Annotated in this window: 28 protein-coding genes and 2 pseudogenes; 24 read left to right on the top strand and 6 right to left on the bottom strand. The window is 69.3% G+C overall.

Features of this window, described 5'->3' with window-relative positions; all coding sequences use genetic code 11:
- Positions 1-117: 117 nt before the first annotated feature.
- The 11 genes from BLU81_RS46270 (at position 118) to BLU81_RS46230 (ending at position 6,746) form a co-directional block, all read left to right on the top strand.
- Positions 118-387 carry a metal-sensitive transcriptional regulator gene (locus tag BLU81_RS46270; RefSeq protein ID WP_092555974.1) on the top strand — a complete coding sequence of 90 codons (270 nt, stop codon included), beginning with the start codon at positions 118-120 and terminating at the stop codon, positions 385-387.
- A 109-nt stretch (positions 388-496) separates the two neighbouring features.
- Positions 497-793, top strand: coding sequence for a rhodanese-like domain-containing protein (locus tag BLU81_RS46265; protein WP_092555972.1), 297 nt, complete (start codon positions 497-499; stop codon positions 791-793).
- A gap of 35 nt (positions 794-828) precedes the next feature.
- A complete protein-coding gene (locus tag BLU81_RS46260) occupies positions 829-2,223 on the top strand; it encodes an MBL fold metallo-hydrolase (RefSeq protein ID WP_407923876.1) in 1,395 nt (464 codons plus the stop codon).
- 19 nt (positions 2,224-2,242) lie between these two features.
- Positions 2,243-2,830 carry a rhodanese-like domain-containing protein gene (locus BLU81_RS46255; protein WP_092555968.1) on the top strand — a complete coding sequence of 196 codons (588 nt, stop codon included), beginning with the start codon at positions 2,243-2,245 and terminating at the stop codon, positions 2,828-2,830.
- 51 nt (positions 2,831-2,881) lie between these two features.
- Entirely contained in the window at positions 2,882-3,658 is a 777-nt protein-coding gene (locus tag BLU81_RS46250; protein WP_092555966.1) for a sulfite exporter TauE/SafE family protein, read from the top strand.
- Positions 3,659-3,792: 134 nt separating this feature from the next.
- Positions 3,793-4,164, top strand: coding sequence for a rhodanese-like domain-containing protein (locus tag BLU81_RS46245; protein ID WP_373873384.1), 372 nt, complete (start codon positions 3,793-3,795; stop codon positions 4,162-4,164).
- 41 nt (positions 4,165-4,205) lie between these two features.
- A complete protein-coding gene (locus BLU81_RS51315) occupies positions 4,206-4,559 on the top strand; it encodes an MBL fold metallo-hydrolase (protein WP_231953851.1) in 354 nt (117 codons plus the stop codon).
- The gene (locus BLU81_RS51310; protein ID WP_231953850.1) at positions 4,516-4,854 is read left to right on the top strand and encodes an MBL fold metallo-hydrolase; all 339 of its coding nucleotides are present in this window, start codon (positions 4,516-4,518) and stop codon (positions 4,852-4,854) included. Before BLU81_RS51315 ends, BLU81_RS51310 begins: the two co-directional genes overlap by 44 nt.
- Before the next feature lie 68 nt (positions 4,855-4,922).
- Positions 4,923-5,210, top strand: a complete 288-nt coding sequence (locus tag BLU81_RS51305) for a hypothetical protein (RefSeq protein WP_231953849.1) — start codon at positions 4,923-4,925, stop codon at positions 5,208-5,210.
- A gap of 161 nt (positions 5,211-5,371) precedes the next feature.
- On the top strand, positions 5,372-6,238 hold the full coding sequence (gene lgt / locus BLU81_RS46235; protein ID WP_092555964.1) for a prolipoprotein diacylglyceryl transferase: 867 nt from the start codon (positions 5,372-5,374) through the stop codon (positions 6,236-6,238).
- Between the two features lie 148 nt (positions 6,239-6,386).
- A complete protein-coding gene (locus BLU81_RS46230; protein WP_092555962.1) occupies positions 6,387-6,746 on the top strand; it encodes a hypothetical protein in 360 nt (119 codons plus the stop codon).
- On the opposite strand, the gene BLU81_RS46225 is transcribed toward BLU81_RS46230, so the two are convergent.
- The gene (locus tag BLU81_RS46225; protein WP_197686072.1) at positions 6,710-6,922 is read right to left on the bottom strand and encodes a hypothetical protein; all 213 of its coding nucleotides are present in this window, start codon (positions 6,920-6,922) and stop codon (positions 6,710-6,712) included. The genes BLU81_RS46230 and BLU81_RS46225 overlap by 37 nt on opposite strands.
- On the opposite strand from BLU81_RS46225, the pseudogene BLU81_RS51300 reads away from it, so the two are divergent.
- The 4 genes and pseudogenes from BLU81_RS51300 to BLU81_RS46210 all read left to right on the top strand — a co-directional run.
- Positions 6,915-7,159, top strand: a pseudogene (locus BLU81_RS51300) (IS701 family transposase); the annotation flags it as partial. The gene BLU81_RS46225 and the pseudogene BLU81_RS51300 overlap by 8 nt on opposite strands.
- Positions 7,160-7,332: 173 nt before the next feature.
- A complete protein-coding gene (locus BLU81_RS46220) occupies positions 7,333-7,635 on the top strand; it encodes an ArsR/SmtB family transcription factor (protein WP_197686071.1) in 303 nt (100 codons plus the stop codon).
- Positions 7,635-8,699: a permease gene (locus BLU81_RS46215; RefSeq protein ID WP_092558608.1), complete on the top strand. Its 1,065-nt coding sequence runs from the start codon at positions 7,635-7,637 to the stop codon at positions 8,697-8,699. The genes BLU81_RS46220 and BLU81_RS46215 overlap by 1 nt, the downstream gene beginning before the upstream one ends.
- A gap of 13 nt (positions 8,700-8,712) precedes the next feature.
- Positions 8,713-8,955, top strand: a complete 243-nt coding sequence (locus tag BLU81_RS46210; protein WP_092555958.1) for a thioredoxin family protein — start codon at positions 8,713-8,715, stop codon at positions 8,953-8,955.
- Between the two features lie 46 nt (positions 8,956-9,001).
- On the opposite strand, the gene BLU81_RS46205 is transcribed toward BLU81_RS46210, so the two are convergent.
- Positions 9,002-9,202, bottom strand: coding sequence for a hypothetical protein (locus tag BLU81_RS46205; protein WP_092555956.1), 201 nt, complete (start codon positions 9,200-9,202; stop codon positions 9,002-9,004).
- Positions 9,199-10,644: an NAD(P)-binding domain-containing protein gene (locus BLU81_RS46200; protein ID WP_231954906.1), complete on the bottom strand. Its 1,446-nt coding sequence runs from the start codon at positions 10,642-10,644 to the stop codon at positions 9,199-9,201. Before BLU81_RS46200 ends, BLU81_RS46205 begins: the two co-directional genes overlap by 4 nt.
- 447 nt (positions 10,645-11,091) lie before the next feature.
- On the opposite strand from BLU81_RS46200, the gene BLU81_RS46195 reads away from it, so the two are divergent.
- Positions 11,092-11,466, top strand: a complete 375-nt coding sequence (locus tag BLU81_RS46195) for an ArsR/SmtB family transcription factor (RefSeq protein WP_092555952.1) — start codon at positions 11,092-11,094, stop codon at positions 11,464-11,466.
- Positions 11,467-11,547: 81 nt separating this feature from the next.
- Here the strand turns inward: BLU81_RS46195 and BLU81_RS46190 are convergent.
- Positions 11,548-11,838: pseudogene (locus tag BLU81_RS46190) on the bottom strand (YnfA family protein); the annotation flags it as partial.
- Between the two features lie 66 nt (positions 11,839-11,904).
- Between BLU81_RS46190 and BLU81_RS46185 the strand changes: the two are divergent.
- The 6 genes from BLU81_RS46185 to BLU81_RS48985 are packed head-to-tail and all read left to right on the top strand — an operon-like array spanning position 11,905 to position 15,244.
- Entirely contained in the window at positions 11,905-12,594 is a 690-nt protein-coding gene (locus BLU81_RS46185; RefSeq protein WP_092555950.1) for an arsenate reductase/protein-tyrosine-phosphatase family protein, read from the top strand.
- Positions 12,587-13,246 (top strand): arsenate reductase ArsC, encoded by a 660-nt coding sequence (locus BLU81_RS51755; RefSeq protein ID WP_092555948.1) that lies wholly within the window; start codon positions 12,587-12,589, stop codon positions 13,244-13,246. Before BLU81_RS46185 ends, BLU81_RS51755 begins: the two co-directional genes overlap by 8 nt.
- A 42-nt stretch (positions 13,247-13,288) precedes the next feature.
- The gene (locus BLU81_RS46175) at positions 13,289-14,029 is read left to right on the top strand and encodes an aquaporin (protein ID WP_092555946.1); all 741 of its coding nucleotides are present in this window, start codon (positions 13,289-13,291) and stop codon (positions 14,027-14,029) included.
- Entirely contained in the window at positions 14,026-14,643 is a 618-nt protein-coding gene (locus tag BLU81_RS46170; RefSeq protein WP_092555944.1) for an arsenate-mycothiol transferase ArsC, read from the top strand. The genes BLU81_RS46175 and BLU81_RS46170 overlap by 4 nt, the downstream gene beginning before the upstream one ends.
- An 11-nt stretch (positions 14,644-14,654) precedes the next feature.
- Positions 14,655-15,065, top strand: coding sequence for an arsenate reductase ArsC (locus tag BLU81_RS46165; protein ID WP_092555942.1), 411 nt, complete (start codon positions 14,655-14,657; stop codon positions 15,063-15,065).
- A 32-nt stretch (positions 15,066-15,097) separates the two neighbouring features.
- Entirely contained in the window at positions 15,098-15,244 is a 147-nt protein-coding gene (locus BLU81_RS48985; protein ID WP_373873379.1) for a hypothetical protein, read from the top strand.
- Between the two features lie 98 nt (positions 15,245-15,342).
- Here BLU81_RS48985 and BLU81_RS46160 read toward each other — a convergent pair whose 3' ends face one another.
- Positions 15,343-18,072 (bottom strand): DUF6493 family protein, encoded by a 2,730-nt coding sequence (locus tag BLU81_RS46160; RefSeq protein WP_157752090.1) that lies wholly within the window; start codon positions 18,070-18,072, stop codon positions 15,343-15,345.
- Between the two features lie 1,104 nt (positions 18,073-19,176).
- Positions 19,177-19,698: a hypothetical protein gene (locus tag BLU81_RS48980; RefSeq protein WP_157752089.1), complete on the bottom strand. Its 522-nt coding sequence runs from the start codon at positions 19,696-19,698 to the stop codon at positions 19,177-19,179.
- A 460-nt stretch (positions 19,699-20,158) separates the two neighbouring features.
- On the opposite strand from BLU81_RS48980, the gene BLU81_RS46150 reads away from it, so the two are divergent.
- Together BLU81_RS46150 and BLU81_RS46145 are read left to right on the top strand one after the other, a co-directional pair.
- A complete protein-coding gene (locus BLU81_RS46150; RefSeq protein ID WP_157752088.1) occupies positions 20,159-20,875 on the top strand; it encodes a hypothetical protein in 717 nt (238 codons plus the stop codon).
- 144 nt (positions 20,876-21,019) lie between these two features.
- A complete protein-coding gene (locus BLU81_RS46145; RefSeq protein ID WP_157752087.1) occupies positions 21,020-23,176 on the top strand; it encodes a relaxase domain-containing protein in 2,157 nt (718 codons plus the stop codon).
- Positions 23,177-23,502: the final 326 nt, after the last annotated feature.

The raw sequence follows: 23,502 nt of genomic DNA, 5'->3' as shown, positions 1-23,502 counted from the left end.
TATGTTTGGGTGGGGGCCGAAAGGCCTCAAGCCGCGATCACACCGGGTCACTCGGACCCGGATCCTTGACACTCAATATACCCCCGGGGGTATATTGAAAGAGGAGGTGCGATACCCATGGAGATGAGTCCGATCCTGCTCAAGGATGCGTTGACCCGATTGAAGCGAGCACAGGGACAGCTCGGTGCGGTGATCGCGATGATCGAGAACGGCGAGGACTGCCGGCGTGTGCTGACCCAGCTGGCCGCGGTCTCGAGCGCCGTCGACCGGGCGGGTTTCAAGATCATCGCTACCGGGATGCGGGAGTGTCAGACCGCCCGGCAGCGGGGCGAGGAGCCGCCGATGAGCGAGGAAGAGCTCGAGAAGCTGTTCATGTCCCTGTCCTGAGCGCAAGACTGCCGGCCCGAACTCGAGGGCCGGCAGTCTTGCGGCTTGTTCATGGCCGAACCATGTCCGCAACATACCCCCAGGGGTATACACTGATCGGAGTTTTGCAATGACAGTCAGAGAGATCCGTGTCGACCAGTTGGGCGCCGGGGTGTTGCTCGATGTGCGCAGCCCGAACGAGTACGCCGCCGGTCATCTGCCCGGTGCGGTGAACGTGCCACTCGACGAACTGGAGACGGCCGCCGCTCGCTACGCCGGGCAGGACGTGGTGACGGTGTGCCACTCCGGCGCCAGGAGCCTGGCCGCCGCCCGGCTGCTGGACGCCGCGGGCGCCCGGGTGCAGTCGCTGGCCGGCGGCACCGAGGCCTGGCGGCAGGCCGGACATCCCGTCGAGACCGGCCACTGACCACCACCCCGACGACGTACAAGGAGATGAGCGCAGTGACTGACGTGACCGTGGAAGTCGTACAGACATCATCGCTGGGTGACCGGAGCTACCTGGCCCACGACGGGCAGGTAGCGGTCGTCATCGACCCGCAACGCGACATCGACCGCATCCTGGCCCTCGCGGGCAGCCTCGGCGTGCGGATCACCCACGTGGCCGAGACCCACCTGCACAACGACTACGTCTCCGGCGGCCTCGCCCTGGCGAAGCTGACCGGGGCGGCCTACCTGGTCGCCACCGACGATCATGTCGGCTTCGACCGCCGGGCGGTGACCGACGGCGACGAACTCACCGTGTCACCACGGATGCGCCTGCGGGTCGTCGCCACGCCCGGCCACACCTTCCACCACCTGTCCTACATCCTCGACGAGACCGCCGGGCCGCTCGGCGTGTTCAGCGGCGGATCGCTGCTGTTCGGCACCACCGGCCGCACCGACCTGCTCGGTAAACAGCACGCGCACACTCTGGCCGAACACCAGCACGCCTCCGCCAGGCGGTTGGCCGACCTGCTGCCCGACGGCGCCCAGGTATGGCCGACCCACGGTTTCGGCAGCTTCTGCTCGGCCACCCAGTCCGACGCCCCGGAGTCCACCATCGGCCGGGAACGCACCGCCAACCCGGCGCTGCGCCTGGAGACCGACGACTTCGTCCAGCAGACCCTGGCCGGCCTGGACGCCTATCCGGCCTACTACGCGCACATGGGTGCCCGCAACTCCACCGGCGCCGATCTGATCGACCTCACCCCGATCGCCGTGGCCGACCCGGCCGAACTCGCGCAGCGGATCGCCGACGGCGAGTGGGTGGTCGACCTGCGCTCCCGCAAGGCGTTCACACATCGGCATCTGACCGGCACGCTCAGCTTCGGCCTGGACGGGCCGATGTCGACCTGGCTCGGCTGGATGGCCCCGTGGGGCGCGCCGATCACCCTGCTCGGCGACAACGACCAGCAGATCGCCGACGCCCAGCGCGAACTCGCCCGCATCGGCATCGACCGGCCCGCCACCCACGCCACAGGCAGCCCCGATCAATGGTCCGGCGGCGACGACACCCGCCTCACCGAACTCACCACCGCCGCCTTCACCGACCTGGCCGCCGCCCGTACCGGCACATCACCGCACGGCCTGCCCCGTGTCGACGTTCTGCTCGACGTGCGGATGACCAACGAATGGCGGGCCGGCCACATCGACGGCGCGATCCACATCCCGCTGCCCGACCTGCCGCACCGCCTCGCCGACGTGCCCGCCGGCACGGTCTGGGTGCACTGCGGCTCCGGCTATCGCGCCGCGGCAGCGACCAGCCTGCTGCAACGCGCAGGTCGCCAGGTCGTGCACATCGACGACGCCTACCCCACCGCGGCCGGCGCCGGCCTGCCCATCGTTGCCGGACACTGAACAGGAGCACCAGCCCCACATGACCACGCCCACCGGCACCCCCGCCGCCCTCGATGTCCCCGACCTGAAACACCTGCTCGCCACCGGCCACGCGCCTCGGCTGATCGATGTGCGCACCCCAGCCGAGTTCGAGACCACGCACATCCCCGGCTCCTACAACGTGCCGCTGGATCTGCTGCGCGAGCACCGCGACGAACTCCGCAACCACCTCGACGAGCAGGTCGTTCTGGTCTGCCGCTCCGGGCAGCGCGCCGGCCAGGCCGAACAGGCCCTCGCCGGGGGAGGTCTGCCGAACCTGCGGGTACTCACCGGCGGAATCACCGCCTGGCAGGCCGCCAACGCACCGGTCACCACCGGCACACCCCGCTGGGACCTCGAACGGCAGGTCCGCCTGGTCGCCGGCAGCATCGTCCTGCTCGCGGTGCTCGCCAGCGTCCTGATCGATCCGGTCAAGTGGGTGGCCGCGCTGGCCGGTGGGGGTCTTGCCTTCGCGGCACTGACCAACACCTGCGCGATGGGCATGCTACTGGCCAGACTGCCCTACAACCGCGGCCCGCGCACCGACCTCGACCAGGTCGTCACCGCACTGACCGGCGACCGGCGGTAATCCGATGCCGTATCGCTGCAGCGTCTGCCGCCGACCGGGGCGCGACCGATCATGATCGCCGCTGTCGGGCTCGGCGCTCTCATCGGGATCCTGCTCGGCCTGCTCGGCGGCGGCGGGTCGATCCTCGCCGTTCCCGCCCTCGTCTACGGCGCCGGCCTCACCCTGGCCGCCGCGGTGCCCACCTCCCTGCTGGTCGTCGGTATCTCGTCGGCCACCGCGCTGCTGCCGCGCCTACGGGCTGGGCTGGTGCAGTGGCGTATCGCCGCCATCGTCGGCGGCACTGGCGCCGCCGCCGCGTTCGCCGGCACCGCCGTCAACCGGCTCCTCGACCCGCGCCTGGTCCTGGCCGGGTTCGCCCTGCTCATGGTCATCGCCGGGTGGCGGATGCTGGTCGGCACCGACGATTCCGGCGGCGACTGCGCCCTGCCCGGCGGCGGCATCAACTGGCGCGGCTGCCTGCCCAAATCCATCGCCGCCGGCCTGGGCGTCGGCTTCCTGACCGGTCTGTTCGGCGTCGGCGGCGGTTTCCTGATCATCCCGGCCCTGGTGCTGCTACTCGGACTGAACATGCCTGCGGCGGTCACCACCTCGTTGGTCATCATCGTGGTCAACTCGGCCGCCGGGTTCGCCGCGCACGCCGGCGACACGGCCATCGACTACCGCATCACCACGGCGTTCACCCTCGCCGCGATCACCGGCTCTCTGTTGGCCGGCCGCATCGCCACCCGGCTGCCCACCCAGCGGCTGCAACGCGCCTTCGCCTGGCTCGTGTTCGCCATCGCCGCGTTCGTCGCCGTCCAGGCGATCGTCAACCCCGTCACGGCCTGACCGCCCTTCCCCAGAGATTGACATCCGCGACAGCGGCGCACACCACAGCCACCACTCTCAGATACCCCCAGGGGTATTCGATAGGACAGGTGCCCGCTCACGCCTCCACGCCACCGAACCCCAAAGGGGATCCGATGCCCGTAGCCGCACTGCTCACCAAGCTGTTCCGCAAGCCGTACCGGTCCGTGAACCCGCAGCAGGCGACCATGCTGATCGCCGACGGCGCGATGCTGCTCGACGTACGCGAACCGGCCGAATGGCGCGCTGGGCACGCGCCGCGGGCCCGGCACATCCCGCTCGGGCAGCTCACCGCCCGACTCGCCGAAGTGCCGGCCGACCGGTCGGTGATCACCGTCTGCCGGTCCGGGGCCCGCTCTCGGCAGGCCGCCGTCCTTTTGGCCCGCGACGGCCGGCAGGTGCACAACCTCACCGGCGGCATGGGCGCCTGGACCAGCGCCGGGATGCCGCTACAGGCCAACGGCGGCCGCCCCGGCCGGCTCGTCTGATCCACTCCGAGACCCCACACCACCGACCACGGAAGAAGATCATGCTGGTCACGCAGTACTACCTCGACTGCCTGTCGCAGGCCTCATACCTGATCGCCAACGAGACCACGGGCCAGGCCGTGCTCGCCGACGCCCGGGCCCACGGCCTGACCATCGCCGGGGTCATCAACACCCACTTCCACGCCGGCCACCTCGAAGTCGCCGCGGCCACCGGCGCCTGGATGGGGTTCGGCCGGCGCGCCGAGACCGAATACCCGATCCGGCACTTCACCGATAGTGAACGCATCAGCCTCGGCGACGTCACCCTGCAGATCATGGAAACCCCCCGGGCACACCCCCGAATCGATCAGCGTGCTCGTCTACGAACACACCGGCGACGCGCTGTTCATCGGTGACGTAGGCCGACCCGACCTGCTCGTCTCCGCCGGGGTGACCGCCGACGAACTCGACCACATGCTCCACGACAGCGTGCAGCACAAACTCATGGCCCTGCCCGACGAAGTTCGGGTGTTCCCCGCCCACGGCGCCGGATCCGCCTGCGGCAAGAACCTGTCCACCATCGGCGAGCAACGCCGCACCAATTACGCCTGCGCCCCGATGAGCGTCGAGCAGTTCCTCACCGTGGTCACCGCCGGACAGCCCGCCGCACCGGCTACTTCGCCTTCGCCGGGCACCTCAAGGGGGCGCTGAACATCCCGGCCTACGGCCGGTTCGCCGAAACCGCCGGCACCGTCGCCCAGCCCGGCGACACTCTGCTCGTGGTCGCCGACGCCGACCGTGCCGAGGAAATCGTGATCCGCCTCGCCCGCATCGGCTTCGACCGAGTCCTCGGCTACCTGCACGAACCCGGGACTGCCCTGACGCAGACGGAAGGCGACCTCACCCGCGCCAACCGGATCACCGCCGCTGACCCAGCCGACCTCGGTGGCCACCGCAGAGACCACCTCACGGATCACGACAGTCCGGCCTCCAACGGCACCGCAGGCCGCGCGCGACACCCGGTCTGCCTCACCCCGAGTCGCCGTCAGATCAGGCGTCGCCACTGAGCTGATCCCGACTCGATGCGCTCCATCCTGACGAAGATTGGCTCCGACACCCGCAGAACCCGAACGTTGCCATGCTTGTCACGCCGTCGATACTGACTGGTGAAGATCGCTGCCGGCGGCCGGGATCGTGCAGACACCGCTAACGCGGACGGAGAAAGTCGATGAGTCTTGCCTACCTGCCCAGCCCGTCACCGGGGGTCTGGCATCTAGGCCCCTTCCCGATCAGGGCGTACGCACTGTGCATCCTGGTAGGCATCGTGGTGGCGGTGCTGATCACCCAGCGACGCTGGGTCGCCCGGTCAGGCAATGCCGAGGATGTCACCGACATCGCGACGTGGGCGGTGCCGTTCGGCATCATCGGGGGCCGCCTGTACCACGTGATCACCGACCCGCAGCTGTACTTCGCGCCAGGCCGGAACCCCGCCGCAGCCCTGTACATCTGGCAAGGCGGACTCGGAATCTGGGGAGCCGTCGCGCTCGGTGCCGTCGGTACCTGGATCGGCTGCCGCCGCCGCGGCATCTCGCTGACCGCGTTCGCCGGCGCGGTGGCCCCTGGTCTCGTCCTGGCCCAAGCGATCGGCAGGTGGGGCAACTACTTCAACCAGGAACTCTTCGGCGGCCCCACCACCGCGCCGTGGGCGCTGCTCATCGATGCCGACGACCGTCCCGCCGACACCCCCGACATCGCCTTGTACCACCCGACATTCCTGTACGAGTCGCTGTGGTGTGTCGGGGTATTCTTCCTGCTGATCTGGGCCGAGAAGCGATTCCGGCTCACCGGCAGCCGCGTGTTCGCGCTCTACATCGCCGCCTACACCTTGGGCCGGGCCTGGATCGAGTCCTTGCGGGTCGACGACGTCAACCACATCCTGGGCCTGCGACTCAACGTGTGGACCTCGGTCATCGTGTTCCTCACCGCCGTGGCCTTCCTGATCGTCACCCGTCGGCCGGGGCACCAAGGTCCTGACGCGCCGCCAGCACCGGACGTCGAGGGGCACCGCATCAGCGAAGCTGAGACCAACCGGTAACAGCAAGGGCGCACCACCCGGTCTTCCAAGGGAGACGATGCGAAGCAGCGTAGGGGACACCGCTATCGTCGGTGTCCCCTACGCTGCTTAGTTCCTCAAACCGTTCAGGCGATCACGCCGGCATCACTCGCGGATCCTGGCCCGGATCATGAGGCCGGTCTGGTCGACCGCCCTGATGCTGTGGGCCGAGGTCTGCCACCGTCTCACCTTCACCGAGCCCGCGGCCCGCATGGCGCCGATCCTGCACAACTGGCGCGAGCAGGCCGCCGGCATCGCTCTCGCCGCCAACCGCCGCCTTCGCGCTCCACTGTTAGTCGCCCGCACCCAGCTGACTTACGCCGAACTGCTCGCCACCGGCGAACCCGAGCGGGCGCGGGCTCTCGCCTCGGAGGCCGGGTACACCGCCGAGCAGGCCGGTTTCGACGCGATCGGGCGCCACGTCGACCACTCCTGCACCGTCTCGGCTGATTGTCAGACGCCCAAGCGGAACGCCTCGATGTGCCGCTGACGGGCCGGCACCCACAACGCGCGGAGGCTGCGCTGCACAGTGGTGGCCATGGCGACAGGTCCGCACAGGTAGACGTCGCGCTCGGCGAGGTCGGGTACCAGGCCACGCAGGCTCTCCGGGCTGAACGGCTGGTTGCCGTCCGTGGTCCGGCCGGTCAAGGCGGGAGAAGAACCCACCGACTACTGGCTGTCCGGCCTACCCGCCGACACCGAACTGAGCGACATGGTCCAGCGCGCGAAAGCCGCTGGCGCATCGAGCACGACTATCGCGAGCTCAAACTGGCATCGGCCTTTACCACTTCGAGGGCCGTTCCTGGATCGGCTGGCACCGCCATGTCACCCTCGCCACCGCTGCTCAGCTTTTCCTCACCCGGCTACGCGGCTACCGACCCCACAGCAGCAGGGCAACCTTGAGCCTCTACGCCGTCCTACGGCACCTGCAATACCAACTCAGCACCTGGCTCGGCTTCCGCGGCGATCGCATGGGCCATGTTCCGGGCCGCCTTTCCTCGCTCGGCCCGCAGGTCCCTCTCAATCGGGTCGGCGGACTCTGCGCGGGACGTGAGGACCCGGCGGACGCTGAGGTGGTGAACACTTCAACGGCGATTGCAGCAAACGCGATCGAATCGTCGGCACTGCTGGGTGTGGTCGCCGACCCGGTGCGGTGGCGGCTACTCACCCACCTGGCCGACGGCCGGACCCGGTGTGTGTGCGATCTGCGGCCGGTCGCGGCGGTAGCAGCGAATCTGCTGTCGTACCACCTCAAAGTGCTGCGTGAGGCAGGCCTGGTGAGCGCCCGGCGGCGGGGTCGGTGGATCGACTACGCCATCGCCGACAGTGCGGCCGACCGGCTCGCGGCCGCTCTTCCCACTTTTCCCGGGAGACCGTGATGCTCAGCGGATCGATTCCCGCACCGGCGGTGGGCGGTTGGCGCCGTCCTGCTGTGCAGGGCGCGACGCTGGCTGCCGTGGCCGGCTTGTGGCTGGTCGCCTATCAGCTGAACCGGCCGTGGTGGGACCTTGTCGTCTACGACTGGCTGCGGCTGGACGCCGGCTCCCGGCTGGGCTCAGGTGTGCATTTCTTCTTCTACGACAGCGTCAAGATCGTGCTGCTACTGGCCGGCATCATCTTCGTGGTCACGATCGCCCGTTCGTACCTGAGCCTGGAGCGCACCCGTGCGCTGCTGGGTGGGCGCCGTGAGGGAGTGGCGAATCTGGCCGCCGCCGGGCTGGGTGTCGCCACCCCGTTCTGTTCGTGTTCGGCGGTGCCGGCGTTCATCGGTTTCGTCGCCGCCGGTGTGCCCCTCGGTGTCACCCTGTCGTTCCTGATCGCCAGCCCGCTCATCAACGAGGTCGCAGTGGTGCTGCTCTACGGCATGTTCGGCGCCCGGATCGCCGTCCTCTATGTGCTCTCCGGACTGATGATCGCCACCGTCGCCGGATACGTCCTCGGCCGGGTCAGCCCGTCCCGCTGGGTGGAGGACTTCGTCTACCAGACCACCCTGCGCGGCGCGGCCGTCGTTGCCGGACAGCGGCTGACCTGGTCGGACCGTTTGGTGATGGGCCGCGAGGAAGTGGCCACGATCCTGCGGAAGGTGTGGCCGTACCTGCTCATAGGTATCGGGCTGGGCGCGGTGATCCACGGCTGGGCACCGGCGGACTTCTTCACCCGCGTCGCCGGACCGGACAACCCGTTCGGCCCACTGGTCGCCGTGGCGATCGGGGTGCCGCTGTACTCCAACGCCGCCGGCATCCTTCCGCTGGTAGAGGTCCTTTACGCCAAAGGCATGGCGATCGGCACCGTGCTCGCGTTCATGATGAGCGTCGTCGCGCTCTCGCTACCCGAGCTGATCCTGCTGCGGCGGGTCCTCAAGCCACCGCTGCTGGCCGCCTTCGTCGGCGTGGTCGCCACCGGCATCGTGGCCACCGGCTACCTGTTCAATGCCATCCTCTGAAAGGCAGGGCATCATGTTCATCAAGATCCTCGGACCCGGCTGTGCCAATTGCCACACGCTCGAAAAACTCACCCGCGCCGCGATCGCTGACCTGAACCTGACGGCCCAGGTCAGGAGCGTGACCGACTATCCCACCATCGCCGGCTACGGTGTGATGAGCACACCCGCCCTGGTCGTTGATGACCGCGTCGTTCTCGCCGGACGAATCCCCACAGCGGCTCAACTCCGTGATCTGCTGACCACCGCAGCCGCCTGAGCCGGGCGGGGGGCGTGTACCACGAGCGGTGTTTTTGGCGTTCTCGTTAGTAGGTCTCGGCTCCTGGCCATCGGTCACTGAAGGTGATGGCGAAGGCATCGATGGCAGGTTTCCACCGCATCGTCCATCGTGTACGGCCGGCTCCGGTCGGGTCCAGGCTGCGGGTGACTGCGAACGCGGTGAGGAGTGTGTGATGCCCGCCGGCCTGCTGGCCGGCGGGCATCGTGGTGCGGGTGGGTGAGCTCACGCGCAGCAGCTACCGCCGTCGGATGAGGTGAGGCTGATCAGTCCGGCGACGCTGGGCAGGGCGCCGGGCTGTTCGGTCAGTGCCGCGATCTGCAAGGCGGTCTCCGGGTCGAGGCCGATCTGTGCGGCGGCGGCCCGGACCGCGTCGCTGGTGCTGGCCGCTGCCGGGAGTAGTGCCATGGTGGCGGCGGCAAGGGCGATCGGGACGTCGGGGGTCAGGCCGAAGCGGGCGGCGATCTCCCGGGCGGCGTTCTCCGCGACGAGGTTGGTGCTGCACACCCCGGTTTCGGGCAGGTCGAGCTGCACGTCGTCGGCGGCTTCGAAGTCACCGGCGAGGGCGGCGGCGATGGAACGGACCTGCTCGTAGCCGGTGGCCATCAGGAAGGTCGGGGCGCGTCCGTAGGACTTCATGCCGACGGCGTAGTAGTTGGGTTCGGGCTGGCCGAGTTCGCGGTAGCCGTGCGGGGTGACGGTGCCGCAGGAGTGCTCGTTGGGGTCGATCAGGTCGGCGAGGGTGCGGGTGCAGCCCAGGATCGGGTCGAGGTCCAGGCGCAGTTCGGAGGCGATGCCGTGGTCGGGTCGGAAGCCGGTGGCCGACACGGCCCGGTCGGCGGTCAGCGTGCGGCCGTCGGCGGCGATCAGCTCGATGCCGTCGCTGGTACGGCGGACGGTGTGGACGCCGAAGCCGGTGACCAGGGTGACCTGGCCGGAGTCGACCAGCATGCGCAGGCCGCTGCCGAGGGCGCCGCGGGCGGGTAGTTCGTCGGCGTCCTCGCCGCCGAACGCGCGGCTGGCGGACCCGCCGCGCACGGCCCAGGTGATCCGGGTGCCGGTGGTGGTCTCGGCGAGGCGGGCCAGGTCGAGCAGGGTGTTCGCGGCGGAGTGCCCGGAGCCGACGACGATGGTGTGTTTCCCGGCGTGGGCGTCGCGGTCGGCGCTGAGCACGTCGGGCAGGGCATGGTCGATCAGCGCGGCGGTGTCGGGTTCGCCGTGGGCGGGCAGGCCGTTGGCGCCGAGGGGGTTGGGGGTGCGCCAAGTGCCGGACGCGTCGATGATCGCGCTGGCGGTGATCTCGGTGCCGTCGGCGAGACGGATCACGAACGGCAGGTCGGCGCGGCCGGCGGTGCGGACCCGGTCGGCGCCGACCCGGCTGATCGCGGTCACCGTGACGTTGAACCGCAGGTGCGCGGCGATCTCGGGGAGCTTCGCGAGGGGCTGGAGGTAGTCCTCGAGAAGCTGGCCGCCGGTGGGCAGGGTTTCATCGTCGGGTGCGGCCCAACCTACGGCGTCGAGCAGCCTGCGGGCGGCGGTGTCGATGTCGTAGCGCCACGGGCTGAACAGGCCGACGTGCGCCCACTGCCGCACCGACGCGCCGACCTGGTCACCGGCTTCCAGGACCAGGAACGGCAAACCCTGCTCATGCAGGTGGGCGGCAGCGGCCATACCGACCGGTCCGGCGCCGATCACCACGACCGGCGACTGCTCCGGCTGACCGCCAGCGACCGGGGCCGGAGGGGCGGCAGGCGTGGGCAGCAGTTCCCCGGCGCTGGTGGTGCCGGCCGGGCCGCAGCAACCGGCCTCTCGTGTCTCGGCCGGCGCGGCTTGAGCGGTCGGTACGCAACAGCTCGCGCCGTCGGCGACCGCTTCGGTCTTGGCGGCCGGGGCGCAGCAGGCGTCGGCCTGGGCTGCGGCTTCGGCGGTGCCGCAGCACGGGTCCTGCCCGGCGGTGGCCGTGGTGGAAGCGTCGCTACTCATGGCGGGGACTCCTCGGTGAGTTCGAGTAGGAGAGCGGATCGGCGGGATCCGCCGTACCCGGATTCGAGGTTTGTCGAATCCGAAGCTTGTCGAAGTCACCTTGCATGCGGGTTCGACATCTGTCAACCTCGACGCATGTCGAAACCAGCCGTGTCGTCACCGCCGATCGACCTCGACGCGGTGCCCTGCTGCACGCCGATGGCCCAGGACCGGGTGCCCGCGCAGGCCGCCGGAGTCCTCGCCCAGGCGTTCAAAGCGCTGGGCGATCCGATCCGGTTGCAGCTGATGTCGATGATCGCGTCGGCGCCCGGCGGGGAGATCTGCGTCTGCGACCTCACTCCGGCCTTCACGCTCTCCGGGACCACCATCTCGCATCACCTGAAGGTGTTACGAGAAGCCGGCCTGGTGGACGCCGAACGCCGGGCCAGCTGGGTCTACTACCGGGCCAGGCCGGGCCTGATGCGCCAGCTCGCCACGCTGCTCGCCGTGGAGGAGCCTGCGGTCGCCTGACCTGCTGGCAACGCTGAAGGCGCAACCCGCTCATCGTGACCGGCTGCGTCGCCGCCGTGGTCCAGATGGGCGATGGTTCGGTCAGGAGGCGGCGGGGCCGCGTGGGGCGTACATGATCACGGCGACGCCGAGCAGGTCCCACCGGTCCGGGCGGAATCTGTCCACGACCATGCCTCAGATCAGGGATCCGGTGACGAAGACGCCGCCGTAGGCGGCCAGGATCCGGCCGAAGTTCGGATCCGGTTGAAAGGTCGCGACGAAGCCGTACGCGCCGAGCACCATCACGCCGGCGGCGATCCACCACAGGCCGCGGTTCTCGCGCCAGCCCTGCCAGACCGTTCCTGGGCTGCGCGGATCAGATCCACCGACTTCTCACAGCCGCCGTGTTCACCCGACGTTCGCTTGCCCAGCCAGAATGACTCAGTAATAATTGAGTCAATGGACGCTGAAATTTTGTCCCTGACGGCGCGGGCTCGAGTCCACGCTGCACTCGGTGACCCCGCCCGCCTCGCGATCGTCGACGCGCTCACCCTCGGCGACGCCTCTCCCGGCGAGATCGCCGCCGAACTCGCCATGCCCACCAACCTTGTCGCCCACCACGTCAAGGTCCTGCAAGAAGCTGGTCTGCTGAGGCGCAGCCGCTCCGAAGGCGATCGCCGCCGCACCTACCTGCAACTCGTTCCCAGGGTGCTGTCCACGCTGACCGCACCACGGCTCGACGCCGGGCAGCGGGTGGTGTTCGTCTGCACCCACAACTCCGCCCGCTCCCAGCTCGCCGCGGCCCTGTGGCGGGATCGAATCGGCGGGCAGGTCGCCTCCGCCGGCACCGTTCCCGCCCAGCGCGTGCATCCCCGGGCGGTGCGGGTCGCCCACGAACACGGTCTGGCCCTCGACCCGACCGGCACCGACCACGTCGACGACGTGGTCGGTGCCGGTGATCTGATCATCGCTGTCTGCGACAACGCCCACGAAGACCTCACCGGCCCGATCCGGCCCCGGCTGCACTGGTCCGTGCCCGACCCCGCCCGCGTCGACACCGACGAAGCGTTCGAGGCCGCCTACACCGACCTCGCCGACCGCATCGACCGGATCGCGCCCGCCCTCACCACCGGAGCCGACCATGGCTGACCTGACCCACCCCGAGCTACGCGACCTCTCCATCGACCAGGACCTCGCTCTCCGGACCGCCGCGGTCCGGCTGGCCAGCGAGTTCACCGGCCTCTACGGCCCCGAAACCATCGAACGGTTCCTGCACACCAGCTACGACCAGTTCGCCACCGCCCACACCGTGCCGAACTACCTGCCCCTGCTGGCCGAACGCTTCGCCCGCCAGCGCCTGCAAGCCCTCGCCCGCGTCGAAGGCCATCACCAGGACGGCAAACCCGTCGTGCTGTTCCTGTGCACCCACAACGCCGGCCGCTCCCAGATGGCACTGGGCTTCTTCACCGCCCTGGCCGGCGACCGGGCGGTCGCCTGGTCCGGCGGCTCCGAACCCGGCACCACCATCAACCCGGCCGCCATCACCGCGATGGCCGAACGCGGCATCGACATCACCGGCGAATACCCCAAACCGTGGACCGACGAGATCGTCCGCGCCGCCGACGTGGTCATCGCCATGGGCTGCGGCGACGCCTGCCCCGTCTTCCCCGGCACCCGGTACGAGAACTGGGAGGTCGCCGACCCGGACAGCCTCACCCCGGAGCAGGTCCGCCCGATCCGCGACGACCTCGAACGCCGCGTCCGCACGCTGCTCGACCAGTTCGCCATCCCCGCCAGCTGACCTCACCATCCAACCGAGACGACCCGGAGTCACACCACTCTCATGCACCAGATCACTTTGTGGCGGCGGCTGCTCGCCGAGTTCCTCGGCACCGCGCTGCTGGTCACCGCCGTCGTCGGCTCCGGCATCATGGCGGTCGAGCTGTCACCCGATGACGTGGGCCTGCAGCTGCTGGAGAACTCGGTCGCGACCGCGTTCGCACTCGGCGCGCTGATCCTGACCTTCGGCCCGGTCTCCGGCGCCCACTTCAACCCGGTCGTGTCGGCCGCCGACTGGTTTCTCGGCCGCCGCACCGGCACCGGCCTCACCCTCCCCGACCTCGGCGGGTACGCCGTCGCGCAGACCCTCGGTGCCATCGCCGGTTCAATCCTGGCCAACCTGATGTTCGACCTGGCCCCGGTCACGATGTCGACGAAAGAACGCGCCGCCGGCCACCTGTGGCTCGGCGAGATCGTCGCCGTCGTCGGCCTGCTCCTGCTGATCTCCGCGCTGGTCCGGTCCGGCCGGGCCTCCGTCGCACCGGCCGCCGTCGGCGCGTACATCGGCGCCGCCTACTGGTTCACCAGCAGCACCAGCTTCGCGAACCCGGCCGTCACCGTCGGCCGCGCGTTCACCGACACCTTCGCCGGCATTGCGCCGGCTTCGTTGCCCGGCTTCGTCTTTGCGCAGCTCGTCGGCCTGCTGCTCGGGGTAGGCCTGGTGCTGGCGCTGTACCCGCACGCCGTCGAGAACGCCGGCGCCGTCGTCGTCGCGCACGACGCCGACCCGGTTCGCCGCGCATGAGCACCGTCGACACGCCGGCGCTACTCGCGGCCACCACCAAAGACCTGGCGGACCGCTTCGACGGCGTCCACTCGGCGGACACCGTGGCTCGCTACGTCGCTGACTCCTACGTCGCCCTGCACCGCACCGCCTTCGGCGACTCCCGGCTGCCGGAACTGACCAAGCGGTTCGCCGCCGACCGGCTCACCGCTCTGGCCCCGGCCGACGACGCCGACCGTACGCCGTCGGTGCTGTTCATCTGCATCCACAACGCCGGCCGCTCCCAGACGGCCGCCGCCCTGATGGACCACCACGCCGACGGTGCTGTGCGGGTGCACTCCGCCGGCTCGCAGCCCGCCGCGACGGTGTCGAAGTCGGCCGCCGCCGTGCTGGCCGAACGCGGACTCACCCTCGACGACGCCTACTCCAAGCCGATCACCGCCGAGATCCTGACGAGCGCCGACGTGGTCGTCATCGCCGGTGGTGGCGAAGCCGTTCCCAGGCTCCCCGGACCCCGATACGAGACCTGGGACCTGCCCCACCCGCCCGGCGACGACCTCGACGGCATCAGCGCCGTCCGCGACGAGATCGACACCCGGGTCCAAGCCCTGCTCAACCAGCTCACCACCCACTGATAGGAACCACCATGAGTGACACCAAGCCCACCGTCCTGTTCGTCTGCGTCCACAACGCCGGCCGCTCCCAGATGGCCGCCGGCTGGCTGCGCCACCTCGCCGGCGACAAGGTCGAAGTCCGCTCCGCCGGCTCCGAGCCCGCCGAGACCATCAACCCGGCCGCGGTCGAGGCGATGAAGGAGGTCGGCATCGACATCACCGACCAGACCCCCACCAAACTCACCTGGGACGCCGCCAAGGAATCCGACGCCATCATCACCATGGGCTGCGGCGACGCCTGCCCCGTCTTCCCCGGCAAACGCTACGAGGACTGGAAACTCGAAGACCCCGCCGGCAAGGGCGTCGACTCCGTCCGCCCGATCCGCGACGAGATCAAGGCCCGCATCGAGGCGCTGCTCGCCGACCTGCTCCCCGCCTCCTGAGGGAGTCGATTCGCGATCTGATCAGCAAGGTCATGCAGAAACGCGCGCTCGACAACGAGAGGATCAAGGTCGAGTGGAACACCGTGGTCGAGGAGATCCTCGGTGCCGACGGCAAGATCGTCGGCGTGCGCCTCGCAACACCGAGTCGGGCGAGCGTTCGTGTCATCGAAGTGTCGTGATCATCCACATTGTAGGAATCTGCGCATCGACGTTCATCATCGCAGAGGAGGAGGTCCGTCACGCCGAGATCCGATCATTCCATCCATGGACGCCCTGCTCAGATGACGCTACCCGACGTTGCTACGACGCCGGCGGCCAGGGCGTCTCGCAGTCGGCGGGCCTGTTTCACCGCCTGCGAGGCGGCGGTGACCGCGGCCAACTCGGACAAACCGGGCACCTCGCCGGTCGCGCCGATCCGGACAGCGCAATCGGCGGCCAGCAGCAGCACGCCGCTGAGCTTGCGGGGGCGCTTGGGCAGGGCCAGCAAGGCTGGAAGCAGTGCCCGCAGGATATTCCACACTGGGCGGTGTGCGCCGGTATGCGCCAAGTCGGTCAGGACACCGACGATGTCGAACATCTCGCCCCGCCGGGTGGCCCATCGGCCGATCACCTCGCCGCACCACTGCGCGTCCAGTTCGCCGCGCGCGTCGGCCTGCAGCAGCGCGTCAACCGCGGCGGGCCGGTGTGCAGTGCCAGCCGAGACGATCGCACCGGCGAACACCATGGTGAGCCGGTGACCGGCGGGGCCGTCCGTCTCGATCAGTAACGGCAGGTCGAAGAGGTAGTCGTCGAGGGACTGGGGGTGATCCAGGGGGTTGGTGAGCTGGTCGGCGAGATATTCGCGGAACACGGGGACGACGGCGATCCACTCGGGAAGCGAGGGTGACGCAAAGTCGGTCCCGAAGTGCCAGTTGGAGTCGAGGATCTGGTCGAGATGCCGGAAGTGCGGGGTGAAGCCGTCACGCAGGGCGGGTAGCGCGGTGCGGGCCTGGGCGTATCGGAAGTCCGGGGTGAATCCTTCCCGCAGGTCGGGGCGTGCGGTGCGGGCTTCGACGTCGGGGCCGCTGTCACGGCCGGCGTGGATGCCGCCGGATTCCAGCCAACGGGCGAGCCGTACCCCGTCGGGTGTACCGATCGCGGCCGCTTCGGCTGCGAGCCTGTCGCGTGCCGCGGGCTCAGGCAGGCGGGCCCGCAGCAGCGCCTGGTCGAGGTCGACGTGCCCGGCATGCAGGCCCAGCCGTGCGTACTCGGTGAGACGTTCGACCAGGACGGCGGCGTCGAGCGCGCCGTTGCTCCAGCCGGGCGCGGCCAGCAGGAACGGGACCGGCTCGGTCAGCAGCCGGCGCGCGGCCTCGTACCACCGCGCCTCAAGCAGGTATTCGTACAGGCACGGGATGCAGCGCGCGTGATCGGAGCGCCCGGCCATGCCTCTCGGGCCGACCGGCACCTCATCGACTGTCATCTCCCCCAGGGCTGCCTTGAGCAGCTCGTACAGTCCGGCAGGAATCCAGCTCTGGCGGCGGACCACGGGAACCAGGTGTTCGGCCAGTGCCGCCCGGTCCCGGTAGGCGGCCCGGATCAGGCCGTCGACCGCCCGCTCGCGGTCGACCGGTACCGGCCGCCGGGCGCTGAGCAGGGCGGCGATCTCCTCGACCGCCTCGGCCGCGCCACCGGACGCGACAGTCACCGGGAGCGGTGCGGACACCACTATCGGCGGGGTCTGCGACTCGGTCGCGGTCGCCGGTGTGCCGAGGACGGCGGCGGCTCGGTCGCGCAGGTCGGGCGTCAGCCCCGGGAGGGCATCGGCGAGTTCGCCGCGGACAGCGTCACCGACGGCCGTGAGGTGCTGGGCCACCAGCTTCCACGCCTGTTCCTGCACGGTGGTGTCGGTGTGCCCGAACGCGGTGGCGATCGGCGGAAGCAGGTCGGCGGCGTCCTCCGGGGTCCGGCGAAGGGCTTCGGCGAGCAGTTTCAGATGGCTGCGGACCAGCGTCTTCTCCGGCCGGGACAGCACGGCGTACGACGTCTCGGCCAGCAGCCCGGTGTCGAGCCGTCCGGCGTCCCGCAGCCGGCGCAGTGATTCGAGGGCACGGCCGGCGGTCGGCGCGTCGGCACGCCCTGCCAGGCCGGCCCAGTCCGCGGCCCGTTCAGCGAGTTCGTCCTCGGTCGGATCGACCTCTGCCAGCAGCTTCTGGAAGCCCCGGATCTCGGGCACCCGGCCGCCACTCATCAGCCCTTCGACACAGCGGTCGATCAGGGTCGCGCGGGCCACCTCGCCGGTCTCGGTCAGGGCGATCAGCTGCGCGCGCCAGTGCTCGGAGTCGTTGAGATACGTCGAGAAGCCGGCAAGAGCGAAGACCCGGGGAAGAAATGCGGTGGTGTACGGGTCGGTCCTAAACGCCTGGGCCATGGACTCCTGATAGGTGCTGCGGTGGACGCGCACGTGGGGGGCCAGGCACAGCTCACCCTCCCGGTGCTGTTTGCTGAGCGCCCATTCGAGCACGTAGCCGTCGCCGGCCTCAGGTTCGGCGCCCGCCATCCACAGTAGTTCCCGGGCCACACGATAGAGCGTCGCGTTGTCGTGGCCGGTGATCCGCCAGTCGACCGGGCGGCGTACCGGAACGGCGGCGGCCACTCGCCGCCCGGTGTCGGCGAGCCATGCGGGGCCCCGGCCGGTGAAAGCGTTCAGTTGCCGGCCGGCCCAGCCGGACCAATAACGGTGACGCCGCCAGAGGGTGACCAGGTCTTTCGCAGCCTCAGCGGGGGTGGTACGGCAACCGAGGGCGGCGAACGCAACGGCGGTACGCACCTCCCACGGAGCGTCCGCGGCCATGGTCTTCTGTGCCACGTCCAGCGGCCGGCGCGCTGCACGTCTGGCCGGGTCGTCCATGATCGCGAGAAGCTCCAGGACACGGTCGACGTCGCCTCCGGTGGCGGCGTCCGTCAACGCGGCGACGCCGGGAGCGGTGGCCGTACCGCCGGAAATCTTCTGCTCTGCGGCGATCATCCGCGCGATGGTAGTGGAGATCATGTGAGGTCGTCGACCCTGCACCTGCCGAAAAACATCCGCGCTGGTCAGGGTGCGTTCTGGCAGGCTGGTGATCATGGCTGCTCTGGTGTCCCCTGAATCGTCCTCGGTGACTACGCGAGGATGTTGACTCATGTTGCTGCGCCTGGCGTTGCGGGTGCCGAAACCTCATCCGCCCTGTTCACAGCTATCTCGATCACCGACGCGCGGGCCTGATCCGAGGAGCCGGTTTCAGCGACCGGACCTCCGTGATGCTCGATGCGTCCTGCTCCGCGAGGATGATCGGTTGTGTTGCTGCGACTGGCCTATCTCGGTGTGACCAACGCTCTGGCTCTGTTGCGGCTGGTGCCGATGAGCGACCGTGACAAGGACACCGAGATCCTGGCCCTTCGGCACCAGATCATGGTCCTCGAACGGCAGCTCGGTGGCGACCGGGTCCGGTTCGCTCCCGCGGATCGGGCGTGGCCGGCCGCTCTGCTGCACCCACTACCCCGACCGGTGCTGAACCAGCTCCGGCTGCCGGTGCGCCCGGACACGGTGCTGCTCTGGCACCGCGATCTGATCGCCCGACGGTCCCGGCCCCGCCGGACCGGACGGCCACGCACGATCCGGTCGATCCGCACCCCGGTACTGCGCCTGGCGTCGGAGAGAACAGCAACTGGGGCTACCGCCGCATCCGCAGCGAACTACTCGTCCTCGGAGTCAAGGTCGCCGCCTCCACCGTGTGGGAGATCCTCAACGACACCGGCGTCGACCCGGCCCCGAACGCACGAACAGCACCTGGGCGACGTCCCCGCGCTCCCAACCCCAAGGTCTCGTCGCCGCGGACCTTTTCGAGACCGTGACACTGACCGGCACCCGCCCATACGTCCTCGCAGTGATCGAGCACGCCACCCGAAGGGCCCGGATCCTCGGCGTCACGCCCCATCCGAGCGCCGCCCGGGTCGCGCAGGCTGCCCGGAACCCGGTCATGGACCTCGAGGACACCGGCTGCCAGGTGAAGTACTTGATCCGCGATCGTGACGGCAAGTACCCGACCCCGTTTCGACACCATCCTCGCCGACGCCGGCATCGAGACCGCACTCACCGGGGTACGGATACCGCCCACCCATCATCCTTCTCCGAAACCGGAGCGTCGCCGAAGTGCTGGACGTCGTCGTAGGCGAAATCAGCGTGCAACTGCGCGACCGCCCACAGGCTCGCCGCCGACCGGGGTGTCGACTGGAAGCCGGAGCAGTCGTCCGCCCCACAGCGGCAGACGGCAAACAGGGCGGCGAAGTCCGGCATCTCTTCAGCACCGGCAACGGCACCTGCCGCTTCCGCGTCTTCGTCGTCAGCCACCGATACGGTCGAGCCGACCACTTCGGCACCCACCCCGTCCACGACGATCGCCTCAACGTCGACAACCCAGCCCAGGGCCGCCGTGACATCGGCGTACACCGCATCACGTTCAGCAGACCGAACCTGATCAACGCTACGATCCTCATCAGCGACGAATCCAGCCTCGGCGACCCGGTCGAGTGCTGCCCTGCGCAAGATGGCCGCATCGGTGACATCGACCAGCACTTCAGCGGTGATCATGAACCGACGCTGCGCTTCGTCCATGACGGCAGCATAAGCCGCAGGTAACGGCCAGCAACCGACCCCAGGTCCGGCGAACCCTTGATGGGCCCCAGATACTCCAGCAGCGCCCGGAAGTGTCTACAAGCACCCGGAGTGTGGTGGCGGATCCGACCACCTACGCCGCGGTTCCGCCGGCCGCAGGGTCGGTCGCGCAAAGTGCCGCCAAAACACCGCTCGTGGGATACACCCCAACACCGGCACCACCAACAATAGATCGACAAGATCCGATTGCATGGCAAGCATAGGATTACCGGAGACCGATCCGGGGCTGCTCGACACCAATAGTGGCCCCAGCGGCACGGTCACTCCGAGCGCCCCACGAGATCCCGGTGAGGAGGCGACGATGGGCTTCCCTGACAAGCATCGTCATGCTCCGGCGATGACGCGCCGGAAGGCACGGTGCGTACCGGAGTCCGTAGTCGCGGTAGCCGACCTGGACGAGTTGGGCGCCCTGGTGGAGATTTATGAACCGACCGGTTTGGTCCTCGACATCACGGTGCTGATGTTCTTCCTCGCTGTCGAGGTGGGCATGACGTTCGGTCTCGGCTGGCTGTTCGATGAGTCTCTGATACAACGGTTCCACCTGGTGATCGGCGGCCTGCTCGCGGTGGTCGTGACCATCGTCGTAGTGGTGACATCGAAGCCTCGTCGCAGCCGGCCGCATCTGTACGAGTTCGAGCGCGGCCTGGTGCGGGTGGACAGGGCCACCGTGGAGGCCTACCCGTGGGCGGATGTCGACTATGTCAGCGCCGTGACGTTTGTCCCGGGCGCCCAGGGAACCAGCAAGACCCACTACGAGTACGAGCTTCGCCGGCACGACGGCACGACGGCCCTCGAGCTGCCTGGCCCTTTCCCGGGGATGGCCGCGCGTATCAGCGATGTCGCCCTGGATGGAGCACGCAAGTCGCTGATCCACACCGGAACGGCAGTTTTCGGTCCCGTGACCGTCACCCGGTACGGCCTCACGATCGACGACGAGTTCCTCCGCTGGGCCGACATCCGTAGCGTCACCCCGGGCAAGGAGGTCGTGCGAGTGCACTACGGCGGCAGTCACCGACGAGCGTGGAAGAAGGTATGGAAGGCGATCCCGATCGCTGCGGTGCCGAACGCTCTCGCCCTGGCCGCATTGGCGGGCATCTACCTCCCGAAGGCCGCCTGAGCCAAGAAGGTTCCCGGGTAGGCCGTTCGAGGGTAGGCGATGGTCGCGGATGCACGATGCGTGACCACCGCGGATGGGGCATGGCCCCGCACATGGAGGGCTCGTCTTGGCGTGCGTGCAGGATCAGCTCGGGAAGGCGGACGCATGGTATGGGTAACGGCGGTGGGCCCGGCCGGGATCCCCATCGAGGAACTGCTGAAGCGGCAGTTCGACCATGAGCCACCGGATGATGACGGCGAGCTGGTCGTGGACCGGGTCGAGTGGTTCGGGGAAGGTCTGCGCGAATGCGGCCTCGATCCCGGGAGCATCGTCACCGACGACCAGATCGCCGCTGTCCGTGCGCTGCTGAACGGTTGCCACCCGGCCACGGGCGAACTCCTGATCACAGTGCGCAAAGCAACCGATCCGAGGGCCACTCTGCCGGCGGGCCCTCTGGTCGAGGCGCTCGAGACCGGCGCGAAGCGCATCGAGGGTGCTGGAGCGGCCGCCCGGTTCGGGCGGCTGCAGCGCGGAGTGGCTCGCGCGCGGGCACGAGCCACCCAATCGGGAAGCCATCCTGAAATCGGGCCTCCGGTGTTCCGGGCCCCGATCGATGACCTCGCATCGGTGGCCAGAGCCGCCGGCGTCGATCTGGGTGACCTGTACCCGGCGGAGGTGCTGGCGCTCGCACGTGACTACGCACGTGCCCGAGTACCGGCCGGTATCCGGGGATACGACGTGATCCTCACCCTGTCCGAGCCGACCGGCGCCCTGATGGCAACCCCTGCCCAGGACACCGCCGAAATGGAGACCGCCTTCACGGCTGCGATCCGGCAGGCGGCTGAGGTGCTGCAACAGCGGGCCGGCTACGGATCGGACAGCCATCACGGCCGGGACGGTCTCACCGGCCGGGCTCGAACCGGTCTGCTCGGCTGGACAACGGTGCACCGCACGGCGTGCCCGGCCGGCGGGCCGGAACCTGTGATGGGCCTGCACGTCCACATGACATTCGTGAACATGGCGCGCCGGGCGGACGGCAGGTGGTCGACCCTCGGCGTCAACCGCCGTACCATCGAGCGCCTGGCCGGCACCGCCGACCGAGCCCTACAGCAGAACCTGCTGCAGGCGGACCGCGCGCTCTGGGCCGAGCGGGCGTCCGGGCCGCGGGTACGGCGTTTCGTCGAGGAGTGGACCGACCGGCTACTGGACACCGGCCCGCTCACCGACACCGAACGCGCCGAGGTGGTCGACGCCGTACGGCGCTGCTACGAGCACGCCGGTGTGCCCTGGCACGGCCGGGTGTTCTGGGCGCCGTCGCCGCCGGCCGGGCAGTTGCTCGCATCTGCACGCGCCTGGCGGCACACCGCGCTCACTACCCGGATCCGGCAGACCGGAGCCGTACGGATAGCCGGGGCACTGTTTCCTGCCCTGTACGGGCTCGGACTGACCGGGCTCATCTCTGGTGCCGCCCTGGCCGTGACACTGATGATCGCCCTGCCGGGTGACCCGCTGATCCTCGCCGACGTCATGGCGGACCGATCGGCGCAGAACCTGAACCTCCACAGCCTCTGGATCAGCGGAACTCTCAGCGGTATGGCCATGACGATCTTCATCGTGCGCGTTTCGCCGGTCATTCTCGACGCGAGCCGTCTCAGGTGGCTCTGGGAGTCGTTTGCGGCGGCCGTACTCGTGGCGGTGAGCGTGATTCTCGGCCTGATCTTCGGCAGTTTCCCTGCTCGGCTGCTGCCCGAAACCGGCCTACCGGGCGAGGGCTGGATCACCACGCTGCTGATCGGTGCGCTGGCACTGTCCTTCGCGTTGTTCGCGGCGCTCGAAGTCGGTGCCCGGCTGCGAGCGAACCCGCACACGGCCCGTTTCACCGACCCAGTCCTGGAGCGCGTGGACGGCCATCTAGGCAGGCGGCTGAAAGAGATCAGCGATGCGATCCCCGCCGCCGGGCCGGGGCAGGCTCTGGTACGGGCAGCCCTCGACGCGGCGATCAGCGACACCTATCAGCAGATCGAGCTCGCCATCCGGGAGGCCACCGCCGAGCGCCGGATGGCCCGCCGATACCCGATCGGACATCTCGGCAGTTCACCCCCACACGGCCCGGGAACCGGCTGGCCGGCCGCACTAGGCGCGGCTACGTGGACGATCACAGCCGGCGTACCCGCGCCGGGCCCCGCCGTCACCGTCGTGAACGATTTCGCCGTGACCCTACGGGCCGGCTGGTGGTGGCCACATACCGAGTTCGTAGTGATCAGCGAACGATCAACAGCGCTGCGGATGACGCCGAGCCAGGCCCGACGCCGTCAGCCCTGACCGGACGCCGCGTTCACCTCGCGACCGATCCGCACGTTTCCGCAAGCCGAGATCCTCACCGCCGGCATCACACTCATCGGCGGCAATCGAATCAAGTTGCATGGAAGCGTGGTGCACGGCCCCTGTGGGTGCCGGAAACCTCATCTTCCCTGGTCACAGCCATCCCCGTCCCCAGGGCGGATTCCATCGGCCGGACCGCGATGGTGATCTCTACCCGGATGGCATTGTCGGCACCCGCAGGGCCCGCATCCTACGAATTCGCCTCCGGCAAACCCCTATCGAGTACGAGATCATCATGACCACACCGGCCAGTCAGGCCGCGTGAC

The organism is Actinoplanes derwentensis, assembly GCF_900104725.1.
GTDB lineage: Bacteria > Actinomycetota > Actinomycetes > Mycobacteriales > Micromonosporaceae > Actinoplanes > Actinoplanes derwentensis.
The sequence above is the reverse complement of the archived record's forward strand: the minus strand, read 5'-3'. Positions and strand labels throughout refer to the sequence as shown.